Annotated in this window: 15 protein-coding genes and 2 tRNA genes; 4 read left to right on the top strand and 13 right to left on the bottom strand. The window is 70.9% G+C overall.

Translation table 11 applies throughout. The features are described 5' to 3' along the window. Positions 1-5 precede the first annotated feature (5 nt). From panB to pcnB, 4 genes are read right to left on the bottom strand one after another with little or no spacing between them, the layout of a single operon-like run. Positions 6-806, bottom strand: coding sequence for a 3-methyl-2-oxobutanoate hydroxymethyltransferase (panB, locus tag ACLFRB_RS02185; protein ID WP_411067360.1), 801 nt, complete (start codon positions 804-806; stop codon positions 6-8). Further along, complete coding sequence (gene folK / locus ACLFRB_RS02180; protein WP_411067359.1) at positions 803-1330, bottom strand: 2-amino-4-hydroxy-6-hydroxymethyldihydropteridine diphosphokinase; 528 nt, start codon at positions 1328-1330, stop codon at positions 803-805. The genes panB and folK overlap by 4 nt, the downstream gene beginning before the upstream one ends. Further along, entirely contained in the window at positions 1323-3971 is a 2649-nt protein-coding gene (locus ACLFRB_RS02175) for a CBS domain-containing protein (protein ID WP_411067358.1), read from the bottom strand. The genes folK and ACLFRB_RS02175 overlap by 8 nt, the downstream gene beginning before the upstream one ends. 18 nt (positions 3972-3989) lie before the next feature. Further along, positions 3990-5306 (bottom strand): polynucleotide adenylyltransferase PcnB, encoded by a 1317-nt coding sequence (gene pcnB, locus ACLFRB_RS02170; protein ID WP_411067357.1) that lies wholly within the window; start codon positions 5304-5306, stop codon positions 3990-3992. A 171-nt stretch (positions 5307-5477) separates the two neighbouring features. On the opposite strand from pcnB, the gene ACLFRB_RS02165 reads away from it, so the two are divergent. Continuing rightward, positions 5478-5553: transfer RNA gene (locus ACLFRB_RS02165), tRNA-Glu, on the top strand. Positions 5554-5600: 47 nt separating this feature from the next. Here the strand turns inward: ACLFRB_RS02165 and xerD are convergent. From xerD to ffh, 8 genes are all read right to left on the bottom strand, one after another. After that, entirely contained in the window at positions 5601-6512 is a 912-nt protein-coding gene (gene xerD / locus ACLFRB_RS02160) for a site-specific tyrosine recombinase XerD (protein ID WP_411067356.1), read from the bottom strand. Further along, positions 6502-7008: a methylated-DNA--[protein]-cysteine S-methyltransferase gene (locus tag ACLFRB_RS02155; protein WP_411067355.1), complete on the bottom strand. Its 507-nt coding sequence runs from the start codon at positions 7006-7008 to the stop codon at positions 6502-6504. The genes xerD and ACLFRB_RS02155 overlap by 11 nt, the downstream gene beginning before the upstream one ends. Then, a complete protein-coding gene (locus ACLFRB_RS02150; protein ID WP_411067354.1) occupies positions 6989-8716 on the bottom strand; it encodes a tetratricopeptide repeat protein in 1728 nt (575 codons plus the stop codon). The genes ACLFRB_RS02155 and ACLFRB_RS02150 overlap by 20 nt, the downstream gene beginning before the upstream one ends. 110 nt (positions 8717-8826) lie before the next feature. Next, positions 8827-9180: a 50S ribosomal protein L19 gene (gene rplS / locus ACLFRB_RS02145; protein ID WP_411067353.1), complete on the bottom strand. Its 354-nt coding sequence runs from the start codon at positions 9178-9180 to the stop codon at positions 8827-8829. 59 nt (positions 9181-9239) lie between these two features. Beyond that, entirely contained in the window at positions 9240-10019 is a 780-nt protein-coding gene (trmD, locus tag ACLFRB_RS02140; RefSeq protein ID WP_411067352.1) for a tRNA (guanosine(37)-N1)-methyltransferase TrmD, read from the bottom strand. A gap of 14 nt (positions 10020-10033) precedes the next feature. Further along, entirely contained in the window at positions 10034-10576 is a 543-nt protein-coding gene (gene rimM, locus ACLFRB_RS02135; protein WP_411067351.1) for a ribosome maturation factor RimM, read from the bottom strand. Positions 10577-10581: 5 nt separating this feature from the next. Further along, entirely contained in the window at positions 10582-10827 is a 246-nt protein-coding gene (gene rpsP, locus ACLFRB_RS02130; protein WP_411067350.1) for a 30S ribosomal protein S16, read from the bottom strand. Positions 10828-10892: 65 nt separating this feature from the next. Next, positions 10893-12254 carry a signal recognition particle protein gene (gene ffh / locus ACLFRB_RS02125; RefSeq protein ID WP_411067349.1) on the bottom strand — a complete coding sequence of 454 codons (1362 nt, stop codon included), beginning with the start codon at positions 12252-12254 and terminating at the stop codon, positions 10893-10895. A 136-nt stretch (positions 12255-12390) separates the two neighbouring features. Here ffh and ACLFRB_RS02120 point away from each other — a divergent pair, with 136 nt between their 5' ends. Together ACLFRB_RS02120 and ACLFRB_RS02115 are read left to right on the top strand one after the other, a co-directional pair. After that, on the top strand, positions 12391-13206 hold the full coding sequence (locus ACLFRB_RS02120; RefSeq protein WP_411067348.1) for an inner membrane protein YpjD: 816 nt from the start codon (positions 12391-12393) through the stop codon (positions 13204-13206). 24 nt (positions 13207-13230) lie between these two features. Beyond that, on the top strand, positions 13231-14505 hold the full coding sequence (locus tag ACLFRB_RS02115) for an HlyC/CorC family transporter (RefSeq protein WP_411067347.1): 1275 nt from the start codon (positions 13231-13233) through the stop codon (positions 14503-14505). 7 nt (positions 14506-14512) lie between these two features. Here the strand turns inward: ACLFRB_RS02115 and ACLFRB_RS02110 are convergent, their stop codons facing one another. Then, positions 14513-15211 carry a uracil-DNA glycosylase family protein gene (locus ACLFRB_RS02110; RefSeq protein ID WP_411067409.1) on the bottom strand — a complete coding sequence of 233 codons (699 nt, stop codon included), beginning with the start codon at positions 15209-15211 and terminating at the stop codon, positions 14513-14515. A gap of 101 nt (positions 15212-15312) precedes the next feature. Between ACLFRB_RS02110 and ACLFRB_RS02105 the strand changes: the two genes are divergently transcribed. Then, positions 15313-15387, top strand: a tRNA-Val gene (locus ACLFRB_RS02105). Positions 15388-15594 lie beyond the last annotated feature (207 nt).

The following is a 15594-nucleotide window of genomic DNA, read 5'->3' as shown; positions in this document are numbered from 1 at the left end:
CGGGGCTACTCGAAGCTGTGCTCATCGGCGGGGAAGGCGCCGCTGCGCACCTCGCGGCAGAAGCCGCCCAGGGCGTCGCGCACCGCCCCGGCCCCGTCCATGTAGCGCTTGGCGAAGCGCGGCTGAAAGCCCTCGAACAGCCCCAGGACATCCTGGAGCACCAGCACCTGGCCGTCGCAATCCGGGCCCGCGCCGATGCCGATGACGGGGATGCCCACGGATTCGGTCACCCGGCGGGCCAGATCGCGGGGCACCGCCTCCAGCACCAGGGCCCGGGCCCCGGCCCGCTCCAGGTCCAAGGCCTCCTCCACCAGGGCGGCGGCCCGATCGGGGCTGCGGCCCTGCACCCGGTAGCCGCCGAGCTGGTGGACGGACTGGGGGGTCAGCCCCAGATGCCCCATGACGGGGATGTCGCGCTCCTGGAGGAAGGCCACGGTCTCCACCATGGCCCGGCCGCCCTCCAGCTTGACCATCTCGCAGCCGCCCTCGGCCATGAGCCGGGCGGCGCTGTCCAGGGCCTGGGCGGGGCTGGCCTTGTAGGCCCGGAACGGCAGGTCGGCCACCACCAGGGCCCGGGAGCGCCCGCGGCTCACGCAGCGCGTATGGTAGACCATGTGGTCCAGGGTCACGGGGAGCGTGGTGGCCTCCCCCTGAACCACCATGCCCAGGGAATCGCCCACCAGCAGGATGTCCACCCCCGCCTCGTCCGCCAGGCGGGCGAAGGTGTAGTCATAGGCGGTGACGGCCACCAGAGGCTCCCGGTCGCCGCCGCTCTTGTGCAGCCCGTCTACGGTTAGCGCGCTCATCCTCGGCCATTCTCCGGGGGTCTCCCCGCCCACTCCGGACCTTCCACCGCCTCGACGCGCCCCGCATCCTTGCAGGCCCGTTCCAGATCGGCGATGCGCTCCCCGTCGGGTAGGCGGAAATCCGGGGCGATCTCGGCCCAGGGAACCAGCACGAACCGGCGCTCCCGGAGGCGGGGATGGGGAAGGGTCAGGGCTGCGGTCTCCATGGTGCGGGCATCCACCGCCAAAAGGTCCAGATCCAGGCGGCGCGGACCCCAGCGCGGCCCGTCCCGCCGGCGCCCCAGCTCGGCCTCCACGTCCAACAGCCGCTGCAGCCATGCCTCGGGCAGCGGCTCACCACGGAACAGGGCTACGGCGTTGAGAAAATCGGGCTGTTGAGTGTAGCCCACGGGCCCGGTCCGGTAAAGGGAGCTCACCCGGGCCAGATTCCCCGGCACGACGGCCTCCAGCCGCTCCAGGCCCCGACGCAGAAGCTCGCGGGAGTCGCCCTGGTTGCTGCCCAGCCCCACGAAGACCTCAGCCATCGCCGGCCCCTCCCGCACGAACCCGGTCCCGCTCCTCCTCCGCGGTTGCCACCTTCCCCGCTGCCCGCGCCCGCGCCAGGGCCTGCAGCCATCGGCCCACCTCCGGGCCCTTGGGCACGCCCAGCTCGATCAGGTCCGCCCCGGTGAGGGCGCTCCGGATCCCCCGGAGGTGCTGCACGTACCGGCTCACCGCCGCGCGCACCCCGCCGTGACCGGTGGCCGCCATCAGGCCCAGCACCCCTTCCAGGGAGAGGGCCTCCAGGCGATCGAAGAGCGCCCCGGAATCCTCCGGGGACAGCCGCCCCTCGACCACCTGCCGCTCGAAGGCCGCGGCCCGGCCGCGGTCCTCGGCCAGGCGCTCCGCGTCGCGGGCCCGCACCTCGAAGCCCAGCAGCACGTCGCGCAGGGCCTCCGGCCCCAGCTTCCAGAGCAGCAGCAGGGTCATCACCTTCCAGGGCGCCGGCGCTTCGTCGCGGTAGAGGAGGCGGTGCCAGTCCAGCACCTCCCTGCCCTCCTCCAGCCGCTGGGCCACGGCCTCCCGCTCGCCTTCCAGGGAGGGATGGACGAAGCGCAGCATGCCCAGCTCCCCCAGGCGACGCACCCCCTCCACCGCCCGCGGGGCTTCCAGGAGGTAGCGGAGCTCCCGGAACAGGCGGTGCCCCGACAGCCGGGCCGGCAGATCCAGGTCCACCGCGTTGCGGATCAGGCGCAGGCTCTGGGCGTCGATGTGGAAGCCGAGCTCGGCCTCGAAGCGCACCGCCCGCAGAATGCGGGTGGGATCCTCCACGAAGGACAGGCTGTGCAGGACGCGGATGGTGCCCTGCCGGATGTCCTGCAGGCCGCCGAACAGGTCCAGCAGGCGCCCGAAGCGCGGGCCCTCGAGCTCCACCGCCAGGGCGTTGATGGTGAAATCGCGCCGGAACAGGTCCGCCTTGATGGAGCCGGTCTCCACCTCCGGCAGGGCGGCCGGATAGGGGTAGTGCTCGATGCGGGAGGAGGCCAGGTCGAGGCGCTGGCCCCCGGGCCCCACCAAGACGGCGGTGCCGAAGCGCTGGTGGGCGTGCAGGTGCCAGCCCGCCTCCTCGGCGAAGCGTTTCCCCACGGCGATGGCGTCGCCCTCCACCACCACGTCCACGTCGGTGTTGGCGCGATGGAGGATAAGGTCCCGCACCAATCCGCCCACAAGGAAGGCCCGCCCTCCCGCCTCGGCGGCCAGCTCCCCCAGCCGTTGCAGGGCGCCCACGGTCCGCTCCGGCAGCATCTCCCGCAGGCGCCCGGCCAGGTTGCGGCGGCTTCCCCCGTGCCCGCCGGAGGCCAGAGGCTCCGGCAGCTCGGGGCTCTCTTCCCGCCAGCTGCGGATCAGGTCGGAGCGGGTTAGCACCCCGACCAGCCGCTCCTCCTCCACCACCGCCACCATGGGGTAGTCCCGGTCAAGGATCCAGCCCTCCGCGGCGTGGATGGAGTCGTCGGGGGCGAGCGCCGGCAGGGGCGCCGCGTATTCGGGGAGGGGCTGCTCGCCCAGGCCGTGGGCCCGGGCCCGGGCCAGCATGGCCTGGTCCACCCAGCCCACCGGCCGGCCCTCGGCGTCCACAACCGGCATCCGGGCCAGGGGGTACCGGCCCAGCCGCGCGGCGGCCGCGGCCACGGTCTGGTCGGCGGCCAGGCTGTGCACCTGCCGGGTGGCCAGCTCGCCCACGGTGTGCGGGTGCCCGTACTGCCGACGCAGCACCTCCACGAGCCGCTCCCGGGCCTCGGCCAGGGGCACGCCCGGCAGGGAGGCGGAGGCGGCGTGGGCATGGCCGCCCCCGCCCAGCTCGCCCAGCACCTGCCCCACATCGGGGCCGTCGGACCGGGCGCGAGCAATGACGAAGACCCGGCTCCCCTGCTGGATGAGGGCGAAGAAGGCCGCCGCCTCCACGCTGTCCATGAACCGCTGCACCACGTTGGCGGCATCCTGCACCTCCTCCTCGTCTCGCACGGCGGAGAGGAGAACGGCGGGGCGCAGGCCGGAGACGGGCTGGGCCCCCTCCAGCAGCTGGTCGAGGAGGTGGATCTGGGCCGGGGAGAGCTCCTGGCGCAGGAGCCGGCCGACGAGGGGCAGGTCCGCCCCCTGCTCGCGGAGCCAGCGGGCGGCCTCGAAATCCGCCGCCGTGACCCCGGCGAAGGTCAGCATGCCGGTGTCCTCGTAGACCCCGGCGGCAAGCACCGTGGCCTCGGCGGGGGTCAGGGTCGCGCCCTGCCCCCGCAGCCGCTCCACCATGCCGGCGGTATTGGAACCGGCCTCGATGGCCGCCACCTCGGCGTGGGCGGGCAGCTCCCCCCCACCGTGGTGATCAAAGACCACCAGACGGCGGCCCGGGTCCCGGGCCACCCCGGCGAAGGGCCCCAGGTGGTCCAGATCCCGGGTGTCCACAACCACCAGCGTCCGGATGGCCTCCGAATCCACCTCCCGGGCGTCCAGGACCCGGGGCGCCTCGTCCCCCAGGCGGCCCAGCAGCCAGCTCGCGGCGGGCTCGGCGCCGTGCGCCAGCACCGGGACGGCCCCCTCCACCAGACGGGTGGCCGCCACCATGGAGCCCACCGCGTCGAGATCGGCGTTGGGGTGGCTGGTGGCCACCGTGGCGGGGCGCTGACGGGGCATGACGGGGGACCGGCCGGGTTAGGCGGACTGCCGGTTGCCGTTGCGGTTGGAGCCACCCCCCTTGAGGCCCACCATTTTGGGCCGCTGCGACTCGGGGGCGTCCATCAGGTCCTTCCACCAGCGCACCAGCTCCGGATCCGCCTCGCCGGAGCGGCCGCGCAGGGCCAGGAAGTCGAAACCGGCGCGGAAGCGGGGGTGACCCAGCAGGCGCAGGGCCCGCTTGCCGCGGCTGCGCTCCATGCGCCCCTGCAGGGCCCAGATCTCGCGTACCCCCTCGGCGAACCGCTTGGGCAGGGCCACCTGGCGGGTCTGCCGGCGCAGCACGCGGCCGGCGGCCTTCTGCATGGCGTCCTCCGGGGGATACCCCTCCTCCTCCAGGACGGCCCGCTCCCGCTGCAGGGGATGCCAGAGCAGGGCCGCGAACAGGAAGGCGGGAGTCACCGGGAGGTCGTCCGTTACCCGGCGGTCGGTGTCCTCGAAGACGTGGGTGAGGAAGGTGTGGGGAAAGTTGTTCTCCTCCTCCGCGAGCAGGTCCGCGGTCTCGGGGAAGACCCGCTCGAAGAGCCGGAAGCGGCGCAGGAGCTGGTAGGCGGCCACGCTGGTGCCCGAGAGGAAGAGCTTGTTCACCTCCTCGAACAGGCGCGCCGCGGGGACGTCCTCCAGCAGATGGCTCATGCGGGTGATGGGCGCGGCGGTGGCCGCCTCGATGAAGAAGCCCAGCTTGGCGGCGAAGCGCACCGCCCGCAGCATGCGCACCGGATCCTCGCAGTAGCGGGTCTCCGGGTCACCGATCAGGCGCAGCCGCCCGGCGCGCAGGTCCTCCAGGCCGCCCACGTAGTCCACCACCGAGAAGTCGTCGATGTTGTAGTACAGGGCGTTCACGGTGAAGTCGCGGCGGAAGGCGTCCTCCTCCAGGGTGCCGTAGACGTTGTCCCGGAGGATGAGGCCCTCCTCGGTGCGCACCTTCCCTTCCCCGTTGGCGTCCGAACCGGAGCCCCGGAAGGTGGCCACCTCCACGATGTCGCCCTTGAAGTGCACGTGGGCGAGGCGGAAGCGCCGCCCGATCAGCCGGCAGTTGCGGAAGACTTCCCGCACCTCCTCGGGCCGGGCGTCGGTGGCGATATCGAAGTCCTTGGGCTCGCGACCCAAAAGGAGGTCGCGGACGCTGCCGCCGACCAGATAAGCGCCATAGCCTTTGCCGTGCAGCCGGTAGAGGACCTTGAGGGCGTTGGGGCAGATCTGCTGGCGGGAGACCTCGTGCTCCGGGCGGGGAATGACGGGGTCCCGGCCCCCGGCGTCCGCGGTCGGGGAATGAGCGGCGGAGCTTTGGTTCATCTGCAACTCGATAGGCGCATCCGGGTTTTCTGGATGGGGCAAATATGTCATGGTCAAAGGGTAGCCGAGCGAAGGGGAAACGTAAAATCTGGGCGGAAAATCCGCCCTCCGGACCCCCGAAAGGGTTGAAGACCCGAGGCCTTCTGAGTATACTTCCCCACGCATTGCGACGCTCCCATCGTCTAGCGGTCTAGGACGTCGGCCTCTCACGCCGAAGACAGGGGTTCGAGTCCCCTTGGGAGCGCCATCCAAGCGCAGATTGAAGCCCCGGCAACCGCCGGGGCTTTTTTCGTCTCAGCCCCGGGGATGATGGCTGGCGTGCAGGGACTTGAGCCGTTCCCGCGCCACGTGCGTGTAGATCTGCGTGGTGGAAAGGTCGCTGTGCCCCAGCAACATCTGTAGAGACCGCAGATCCATGCCGTGGTTCAACAGGTGGGTGGCGAAGGAGTGGCGCAGGGTGTGGGGGGACAAAGGCTTTTCGATGCCCAGCTCCCGGGCGTATTTCCGGATCCGGTACCAGACGGCCTGACGGGTCAGCCCGCCCCCGCGGCGCGACACGAACACCCGGTCGCTGGTCCGGCCCTCCAGGAGGGCGGGCCGGGCGTGGTCCAGATACCGGCCCAGCCACCCCAGGGCCTCCTCGCCGAGGGGCACCAGACGCTGCTTGCCGCCCTTGCCCGTGACCAGCACGTAGCCGGCGTCCTGGCGGAGCCGGCCAAGGGCCAGATCCACCAGCTCCGACACCCGCAGGCCGGTGGCGTACATCACCTCCAGCATGGCGCGATCCCGCATCCCCAGGGGATCGGCGGGATCGGGGGCGCCAAGCAGGGCCTCCACCTCCGCCTCCGTTAGGGTATTGGGCAGGCGCGCGTCGAGCCGGGGCGGCTCCACCTCCCGGCAGGGATCCTCGTGAATGCGCCCCTCGTCCAGGAGGTGGCGGTAGAAGCGCCGCAGGCTGGAGAGCCTCCGGGCGATGGTGCGCGGCTTCACGCCGGACCGCATCTGCATGGCCAGGAAGCCGAGCACCTGCTCCCGCCGCACCCGGTCCAGGGGGGTTCCCTCCCCCAGCCATTCCGCGAAGCGCCGCAGGTCGCGGTCGTAGGCCACCAGGGTGTTGTCCGAAAGACCGGCCTCCAGCCACAGGCGGTCGAGGAACCGCTCCACCAGCCCCCCGCCGGGCTGTCCCGTCCGGGACTCAGCCGCCATCGGCCCGCCACCCCTCCCGCTCCAGGAGCCAGCGCTTGATCCGGGGGCCCGCCCCCTCGGCCTCGCCCAGATAGCCCCCGGCCCCCCCACGACCGACGACGCGGTGGCAGGGCACCAGCAGGGGCCAGGGGTTGGCCGCGGCGGCATTGCCCACCGCCCGGGGCGAGCTTCCCAGCAGGGCGGCCAGCTGGCCGTAGGTCAGAGGCCGCCCGGGGGGAATGGCCCGCATGGCCCGCCAGACCCGGAGCTGATGGGGAGTGGCGGGCACGGGGGCCAGGGGCACGCCGGCCGGAAGGGTGCGGGGATCGCGGAGGTAGGCCTCCAGGGCGACGCGGGTCCGGTCCAGGATCGGGGGAGTACCGGCGACCGGCGGCGGAGCGGCCGGCTCCCCGGGGAGCCAGCGTATGCGGGAAATGCCCCGAGGCTCCCCGTGGATGAGGAGGGAGCCTACGGGGGTGGGGAGGATCGTTTGGGGTTCAGGGACTTCCGGGGGCATCGGCCGTATCCCCCGTGAGACGGTTCAGCCGGCGCTGGATGGCCCGATCCTGGCTGTCCGTGCCGCCGCCCAGCAGGTTTCGGAACAGCCGGCGGGCCTCCTCGGTATAGTCGGCCTTGGCAAGGGACCGGGCCGCCTGGAAGCGCGCCGTGCGGCCCCAGCGGTCCGCCACGCTGCCCGGCCGGTGGGCGGCGGAGCGCAGGAAGAGGTCCGCGGCCTGCTGGTGCTCGCCCAGACCCGCCCGGCATTCCCCCATCCAGTAGAGCAGCTCGCGCCGCGCCTTGTCCTCCTCCACGGCGTCGTAGACCCCCCGGAACACCTCCAGGGCGGTGTCGTAGCGTTCCGCCTGCTGGAGGTCGAAGGCCACCTGGAGGAACCGCTGCCGGAACTGGGAATCTCTCAGGCGATCGGGCTCGTCGAGGACCCTCTTCAGGTCCGCGGCCCCCGCCGCGTACCGGCCCAGCTGGACGCGCAATCGGGCCCGGGTCAGCCACCAGGGGGCCGGCTTGACCTCATCGGGCAGATCCTCGACCCGGTTCATCCAGTACAGGGCGTCCTCGAACCGCTTTTCGCCTTGGGCGATTTGGCCCAGATGGACCTGCACCAATGGAGAGAGCGCCTCGCCACCTTCGAAAGCCGGACCCTCCCGGTAAAGCAGCGAGGCGGCTCCCCCCCGCTCAGCATCCTCCAGCTCCCGGGCCAGGCCGAGGCGAGCCTCCGCCCGGGCCTCCGAGGAGCTCCCCAGCAGGGCCACGCGGGCCAGCAGGGCCCGCCCTTCCGGACCGCCGAGCGCATCGGCCCGCTCGATCCAGGCGGCGTCCTCCCCCGGCGGCAGATCCTCCTCGCTCCCCAGGAGCTCACCGAGCCGCAGGTAGGCCTCCCAGGTGCGCTCCACCACGGCTGCGGACCGGGGCGCCCCTTCCTGCAGGGCCCGTTCCAGGGCCGCCACGCGTACGTCCAAGCCCTCTTGCTCGCCAGCCAGGTCCGCCACCAGCCGCCAGGCCCGCCCCGCCTGCGGATTTGCGGATTCCTCGGCCCAGGCCCGGGCCTCCTCGTAGGCATCCCCTTTCCGATCGAGGGAGGCGAGCAGCCGGATGCGGAGGGTCCGGCCCTCCGCATCCCTAGGGTCCTCGCCCAGCAGGGCAAGGGCGTCTTCCTTGTCCCCGGCCCGCATAAGGATGCGGGCCTGTTCGTTGGCCTCAGCAGCCTCCTCCGGGGAATCGGACCCTTCCGCCTGCCGATGACGCCGCAGGGCCGTGGCCGCGTCCTCCCAGCGCCCCTCCGCGGCAAAGGTCCGGTAGATCTGCCGCAGCCATCGCTGCACTTCAGGGGCCTCGGGATAGGCGGCCAACAGGCGTACCAGGCGGCGCCGGGCCTGGGCGGGCGAACCGGTTTCCAGCTCCGCCTCGGCCGCCTGCTGACGCACCCAGCGGTCGTACTCTGAAGTCGCGGAATCGGGCACGGATTCGGAAAACCGGGCGAGCTCCTCCACCGCCCCCTGCTGGCGAAGGGCGCGGACGCGCAGGCGGGCCCAGCGCTCCCAGGAGGCCTCCCCGGGCTCCGGCGGCTCCTCGGCCAGGGTCTCCAGGGCGAGGCCGCCCAGCCCGGAGGCCACCTGACTGGCCGCGGCATCCAGATCGGCAGCGGACGCCACGCCGGAACCGCCGAGCCCCGGCACCATGCCCGCCACCACCAGGGCGCAGGCCACAAAAAAACGCGGAGGGCCACCCTCCGCGTTACCGGGCCGCGCCGTCCCCAGCCTGCGCCGAGCGGGCACCCGCCCGGAACCGGAGATCCATACCCGCACGAGACGTCCGCTTACTTGACGGTCCGCTTCTCGGGGATGCGGGCCGCCTTGCCCTCGCGCTCGCGCAGGTAGTACAGCTTGGCCTGCCGGACGCGGCCGCGCCGCTGCACCTCGATCTTCTCGATGCGCGGGGAGTGCAGGGGAAAGACCCGCTCCACGGGCTCGCCGTAGGAGACCTTGCGAACGGTGATGGCGGAATGCAGGCCGCGCTTGCGGTAGGCCAGGACCACGCCCTCGAAGGCCTGCACCCGCTCCCGGTTCCCTTCCACCACCCGGGTATGCACCCGCACGGTGTCTCCCGGACCGAAATCGGGGATATCGGTCTTCATCTGCTCGCGCTCAAGCTCTTGGATGATGTCGGACATGGTCCTTGCTCCCTTCCTGGATTCGGGCCAAAACGTTTCGGACAGGGGATCCGGGCGCCTCACTCCTCCCGGCCTGGAAGCTCGTCCAGGGCGGCGGGGTCGCCGCCGGCCTCCCGTATGTATTCGCGCAAAAGGTTCCGCTCCGGCCCCGAGAGGCCGCGCTCCCGCAGGAGGTCCGGCCGGCGCTCCCAGGTCCGGGCCAGGGCCTGCTGCCGCCGCCACTGCCGGATGCGACCATGGTCCCCCGACAGCAGCACTTCGGGAACCGCCCGGCCCTCGAACGCCTGGGGCCGGGTGTAGTGCGGACAGTCCAGCAAACCCTCGACGAAGCTGTCCTCCGCCGCCGAGGCGGGCTCGCCCAGCACCTCCGGCTGCAGCCGGGAGACGGCGTCGATCACCACCAGCGCCGCTAGCTCGCCTCCGGAGAGCACGTAGTCGCCGATGGACAGCTCCCGGTCCACCCGGCTCTCCAGGGCCCGCTCGTCGATGCCCTCGTAGCGGCCGCAGAGCAGGGTTAGACCCGGCAGGGCGGCCAGCTCGGCCACCTTCTGGTGGTCGAGGGCATCCCCCTGCGGGGAGAGGTACACCACCGGCGCCTCCGCCGGCATCCGGGCCCGGGCGTGATCCACGGCCGCCGCGGCCACCTCGGGCCGCATGACCATGCCGGGGCCGCCTCCGAAGGGCCGGTCGTCCACGGTCCGATGCCGGTCCTGGGAGAAGTCCCGGATGTCGGTCAGCTCGAGCCCCAGATGCCCCTGCTCCACGGCCCGGCCCAGGACGCCGTAGGAAAGGACCGCCTCGAACAGCCCCGGGAACAGGGTCAGGACATGGAAGCGCACCGCGACTCCGGAATCTAGAAATCGGGGTCCCAGTCCACGCGGATCCGGCCCCCCGCCAGGTCCACCTCGGGGACCGCCTCCTCGGTGAAGGGGATCAGGCGCTCCCGGTCGGGCCCCGCCACCACCAGCACGTCGTTGGCCCCGGTCTCGATCAGGCTGTCCACCGCGCCCAGCGGAACGCCGTCCATCGTTTCGACGGGCAGCCCGAGCAGATCGGCCCAGAGGTACTCCCCGGGCGCGCTGGCGCCGCCCAGCTCCGCCCGGGGCACCTGCAGCGGGGTGCCCAGAAGCGCCCGGGCGGCCTCCCGCCCGTCCACCCCCTCGATACGGGCCACCAAGCGGGGCCCCTTCTCCTCCCGGTCGTGGATCCGGCGTCGTTCCCGCCCCGTCTCCAACAAAAGCCAGAGATGATCGAAGCGCAACAGATCCGCCGGCCGATCCAGGTAGGAGTACAGCCGCACCCCCCCGTGTACGCCATAGAGGCCGTGGATCCGTCCCACCGTCACCCAGTCGGCGTCGGCGGCGGAATCCCGCGGGGAAGGCTCGGCCCGGACCATGATCGTTAGGCGGTGGTCAGGCCTTCCTTGCGCAGCAGGCCCTTCACGGAGCCGGAGACCTGGGCACCGTTCTCGAGCCACACCTTGGTCCGCTCCACATCCAGCTTGTAGTCCTTGGACTTGGAGGTGGGATTGTAGTAGCCGAGGCGCTCGATGAAGTTGCCGTCACGCGCGCTGGCGTGCTCGGTAACGACGATCTGGTAGAACGGCTTCTTCTTGGCGCCCCCGCGGGCGAAACGGATAGTGACCATAGAGTCTCGACTCCTGAGGAACTACTTCGGACCGTGTGAAAACGCGGAAATATACCGGATTTGGCCTAGAACGGAAAGCCTTGGTCGCCCCCGCCGCCACCCATCTGGGCCATCATCTTCTTCATGCCGCCCTTCTTCTTCATCTGCTTCATGGCCTTCTGCATCTGGGCGAACTGCTTGAGCAGGCGGTTAACCTCCTGCACCGAGGTACCGCTGCCGCTAGCGATGCGCCGCTTGCGGCTGGCCTTGATGGCGTCCGAGTGGCGGCGCTCCCACGGGGTCATGGAGTTGATGATGGCCTCCATGCGATTGATCTGGGTCTCGTCCAGGCCGGCCGCGCCGCCGGCGAGCTTCTCGCCGCCGGGCAGCTTGTCGAGGATGCTGGTGAGCCCGCCCATGCGCTTGATCTGACGCAGTTGATCCTGGAAGTCGGCGAGGGTTATGCCCTTGCCGGACTTGAGCTGCTTCTCCAGCTTCTGCGCCTGGTCCTCGTCGGCGGTGCGCTGAGCCTCCTCCACCAGCGACAGCACGTCGCCCATGCCGAGGATCCGCGAGGCGAGCCGGTCCGGGTGGAAGGGCTCCAGGGCCTCGGTCTTCTCGCCCACGCCCAGGAACTTGATGGGCTTTCCGGTGACGTGACGGATGGACAGCGCCGCGCCGCCGCGGGCGTCGCCGTCGGTCTTGGTGAGCACCACGCCGGTGAGATCGAGGGCGTCGTTGAAGGCCTCGGCGGTCTGCACGGCGTCCTGGCCGGTCATGGCGTCGGCCACTAGCAGGGTCTCGGCGGGCTCCAGGGCGGTCTGGAGGCCCTGGATCTCCTGCATGAGGTCCTCGTCGATGTGCAGCCGGCCGGCGGTGTCGACGATCACCACGTCGGCGCTGCGGATGCGCGCCTGCTCCACCGCCCGCTCGGCGATGGCCTTGGGGTCCTCGCTGCTCTCGCTGGGCACGAAGGTGGCCCCCACCTCCCCGGCCAGGGTCTCCAGCTGGTCGATGGCGGCGGGGCGATAGACGTCCGCGCTGGTGACCACCACGTCCTTTTTCTCCCGCTCGCGCAGGTAGCGGGCCAGCTTGGCCACGGTGGTGGTCTTGCCGGAGCCCTGCAGGCCGGCCATGAGCACCACCGCCGGCGGGCGCACCGCCAGGTTCAGGCTGTCGTTCTCGTCGCCCAGGAGATGCTCCAGCTCTTCCTTGACCACGCCCACCACCGCCTGCCCGGGGGTCAGGCTGTTCAGCACCTCCTGACCGACCGCGCGCTCGCGCACCCGTTCGATGAAGGCCTTGGCCACGGGCAGCGAGACGTCCGCCTCCAGCAGGGCGATGCGCACCTGCCGCAGGGCGTCGGAGACGTTCTTCTCCGTCAGCTTGCCCTGGCCCTTGAGGTCCTTGAAGACGCCCTGCAGTCGGTCGGAAAGATTCTCGAACATAGTATTGGCCGCTTCCGTATTTGAGTTCGCGCCGAAACCGTCGTATTTTACGGTGGATCCACTCAGGAACCAACGGATAGGATCCCCCAGCCGCTACGGTCGAGGGGACCATCCAGACCTCGCGTAACCATATCCCATGAACCCAGCGGTCATCTTCTGGCTGCAGATCCTCGCCGCGCTTGGCTACGCCGCCGCCACCGTCCAGGGGTGGGTGGCCGTCCGCCAGCGCGGCCACCACAGCCTCGCCCCGGCCCTGTGGCTGGGGGCGGCGGGCTTGATCCTCCACACCGTGGCCGTGGGCGGCCAGGTAGTCACCGGCGGGGGGACCCTGAATCTCGGGCTCGCCTACGCCGTGTCGCTGTTCACCTGGCTGGCGGTCCTGCAGTTCCTGCTCGCCGTGCCGTTCCTGAAGATCGACCTCTTCGGTCTGGTCTTGTTCCCCCTGGCGGCGGTGGTCATGGGGGTGGAGATCCTCGCTCCCAACGGCCACGCCCTCCGCATCGACGTGAGCCAGCCCGCCCTGCTCGGCCACCTGACCCTGTCCCTGCTGGCTTACGGCACCCTGACCATCGCCGCGGTCCAGGCCGTCCTGCTCGGGGCCCAGGAGCGTCAGCTCCGCCGCAAGCGGACCGGCCTGCTGAGCCGCATCCTGCCGCCCCTGCAGCCCATGGAGCGTTTGCTCTTCCACCTGCTGCGGATCGGCTTCGGCCTCCTTACCCTGGTGGTGCTGACCGGAGTGATCTTCTCCGAGCAGATTTTCGACCGGCCCTTCACCTTCGACCACAAGACGGTGCTTAGCCTCATCGCTTGGGCGGTGTTCGCCCTCCTGCTCTGGGGCCACAGCCACTACGGCTGGCGCGGGCGCACCGCGGTCCGCTGGACGCTCGCCGGCTACGGCCTGCTCCTGCTCGCCTACTTCGGCGTGCGCTTCATCCTCGAGCTCAAGGCCTAGAGCAAAAAGGCCGCTATCCCACTAATGGACACCTCCCTAGGCACTTTATTCCTCCTGCTGGGCGTTCTGCTGGCCCTCTCGGGGTTCTTCTCCGGCTCCGAGACGGCCATGATGGCCCTCAACAAGTACCGCCTGCGGCACCGCGCGGAGCAGGGCCACCGAGGGGCCCGCATCGCCGCCCGCCTGCTGGAGCGCCCTGACCGGCTCATCGGGGTGATCCTGCTCGGCAACAACTTCGTCAACATCGCCTCGGCGAGCGTCTCCTCCATCATCGCCATCCATCTGCTCGGCGAGGCGGGCCTCTTCCTCTCCACCGTCATCCTCACGGTGGTGGTCCTGATCTTCTCCGAGCTGGCCCCCAAGACCCTGGCGGCCACCTATCCGGAGCGCCTGGCCTTCGTGGCGGCGCCCGTGCTCCGGCCCCTCCTCCTCGTTTTCTATCCCCTGGTGGTGGCCATCAACGCCGTGGCCAACACCCTGCTGCACGCCCTGCGGCTGACCCAGGGACCGGCGCGCACCAGCTTGAGCGAGGAGGAGCTGCGCACCGTCATCGTCGAGGAGAGCGCCCTGCTCTCCACCCGCCGCCAGCGCATGCTGCTCAACGTCTTCGAGCTGTCGCGGGTGACGGTGGAGGACGTCATGGTCCCCCGCACCGAGATGGCCACCATCAACATCGACGCGGACTGGCAGGAGATCCTGGCCCAGTTCCGGGCCTCGCCCCACACCCGCTTCCCCGTCTACCGGCGGGACCCGGACCACATCGTGGGGGTCATCCACGGCAAGGATCTGCTTCAGTTGAACGACATGGAGGGCGAGCCTTCCCGGGAGACCATCGCCGGCCTCGTGCGGGAGCCCTACTTCATCCCGGCCACCACGCCGCTTCAGGACCAGCTGATCCAGTTCCAGCGGCGCCGCCAGCACCTGGGCCTGGTGGTGGACGAGTACGGGGACGTAGTGGGACTGGTCACCCTCGAGGACATCCTCGAGGAGATCGTCGGCGAGATCCAGGACGAGCACGACCTGCCCATGCGCGGCATCCGCCCGCAGAAGGACGGCAGCCTGCTGGTGGACGCTCAGATCGAGGTACGCGACCTCAATCGCCAGCTGGGGTGGGATCTGCCCACCGACGGCCCCCGCACCCTCGCCGGCCTGGTCATCGAGGAGCTGGAGGCCATCCCCAGCGAGAACACCAGCCTCAAGGTGGGCGGCCACCCCATGGAGGTGGTCAAGACCCGCCAGCAGACCGTGACCGTGGTGCGGGTATACCCGGACGACGCGGAACGGGGCTGGGTGGACTAGGCGGCGGTCAGGCCTTTGCCGCCCGCCGCCGGACCGCCTTGAGGTCCTCCCAGGCCTTGGCCTTGTCGGCGGGGTTCCGGAGCAGATAAGCCGGGTGGTAGGTCACCAGGACCGGGGTTTCGTGGAAGTGGTGCTCCTCGCCGCGCAGCCGGGCGAGCGGCTGCTGCGAGTCCAGCAGCTGCTGGGCCGCCACCCGCCCCAGGGCCACCAGGACGCGCGGCTGGACCAGCTCGATCTGCCTACGCAGATACCCCGCGCACTGGGCTACCTCCTCGGGCTTGGGGTCGCGGTTGTTGGGGGGACGGCACTTGAGCACGTTGGCGATGAAGACGCCGCCTTCCTTCCGGTCCAGGTCCAGGTCCAGGGCCGCCAGCATGGCGTCCAGGAGCTGGCCCGCACGCCCCACGAAGGGCTCGCCCCGGCGGTCCTCCTCCCCGCCCGGGGCCTCCCCCACGAACATGACCCGGGCCCGGGGGTCGCCCACCCCGAACACCGTCTGCGTGCGGGTCTCGTGGAGGGAACAGGCCGTGCACCCCGCCACCTCCTCCCGCAGGGCCACCAGGGCGTCCCCACCCGCCTCGGGGGCCGGGGTGACCAAGCCGCCCTCTTCCTCCCCCCGGAGCGGAGTGGGCGGCTCCGTGGCCGATGCGTCAGGGTTGTCCGGGGCCCCCGGCCGGCCGCGGCGCCGGTAAAGCGAGATCCCCATGGCGCTCAGATAGATCCGCTGGCTGCGGGCGTCCAAGACAGTTTCCTCGGTCCGAAGGGTTGACCTGCGTATCCTAACACAGGCAGAATACTGCCTTCTTTGGGCGGATAGCTCAGCGGGAGAGCACTGCCTTCACACGGCAGGGGTCGCTGGTTCGATCCCAGCTCCGCCCACCAAAAAATGGCCTGTTTTCAGGGTGTTGGGAAACCTCCCTCTAGCCGGCAACCAGCCTTCAGACCGATCAGGTCACAGTCAGGTCACAGTTGCACGGAATCCAGGAAACAGGCTGAAAAGGTTCCGCCCGGCTCCCGCCCTGGGCGCCCGCATAAAAAAAGCCCGCCAGGAATCCCTGGCGGGCTTTTTTGCGTCAGGGGCCGGCTAGG

It is taken from the genome of Thiohalorhabdus sp. (genome assembly GCF_046545655.1).
GTDB lineage: Bacteria > Pseudomonadota > Gammaproteobacteria > Thiohalorhabdales > Thiohalorhabdaceae > Thiohalorhabdus.
This window is presented reverse-complemented; position numbering and strand designations above follow the sequence as displayed.

Excerpts from the sequence above, each read along its gene's own strand:
- panB (WP_411067360.1), bottom strand. The coding sequence starts at position 806 with ATGAGCGCGCTAACCGTAGACGGGCTGCACAAGAGCGGCGGCGACCGG.
- folK (WP_411067359.1), bottom strand. The coding sequence starts at position 1,330 with ATGGCTGAGGTCTTCGTGGGGCTGGGCAGCAACCAGGGCGACTCCCGC.
- ACLFRB_RS02175 (WP_411067358.1), bottom strand. The coding sequence starts at position 3,971 with ATGCCCCGTCAGCGCCCCGCCACGGTGGCCACCAGCCACCCCAACGCC.
- pcnB (WP_411067357.1), bottom strand. The coding sequence starts at position 5,306 with ATGAACCAAAGCTCCGCCGCTCATTCCCCGACCGCGGACGCCGGGGGC.
- xerD (WP_411067356.1), bottom strand. The coding sequence starts at position 6,512 with ATGGCGGCTGAGTCCCGGACGGGACAGCCCGGCGGGGGGCTGGTGGAG.
- ACLFRB_RS02155 (WP_411067355.1), bottom strand. The coding sequence starts at position 7,008 with ATGCCCCCGGAAGTCCCTGAACCCCAAACGATCCTCCCCACCCCCGTA.
- rplS (WP_411067353.1), bottom strand. The coding sequence starts at position 9,180 with ATGTCCGACATCATCCAAGAGCTTGAGCGCGAGCAGATGAAGACCGAT.
- rimM (WP_411067351.1), bottom strand. The coding sequence starts at position 10,576 with ATGGTCCGGGCCGAGCCTTCCCCGCGGGATTCCGCCGCCGACGCCGAC.
- rpsP (WP_411067350.1), bottom strand. The coding sequence starts at position 10,827 with ATGGTCACTATCCGTTTCGCCCGCGGGGGCGCCAAGAAGAAGCCGTTC.
- ffh (WP_411067349.1), bottom strand. The coding sequence starts at position 12,254 with ATGTTCGAGAATCTTTCCGACCGACTGCAGGGCGTCTTCAAGGACCTC.
- ACLFRB_RS02120 (WP_411067348.1), top strand. The coding sequence starts at position 12,391 with ATGAACCCAGCGGTCATCTTCTGGCTGCAGATCCTCGCCGCGCTTGGC.
- ACLFRB_RS02115 (WP_411067347.1), top strand. The coding sequence starts at position 13,231 with ATGGACACCTCCCTAGGCACTTTATTCCTCCTGCTGGGCGTTCTGCTG.
- ACLFRB_RS02110 (WP_411067409.1), bottom strand. The coding sequence starts at position 15,211 with ATGGGGATCTCGCTTTACCGGCGCCGCGGCCGGCCGGGGGCCCCGGAC.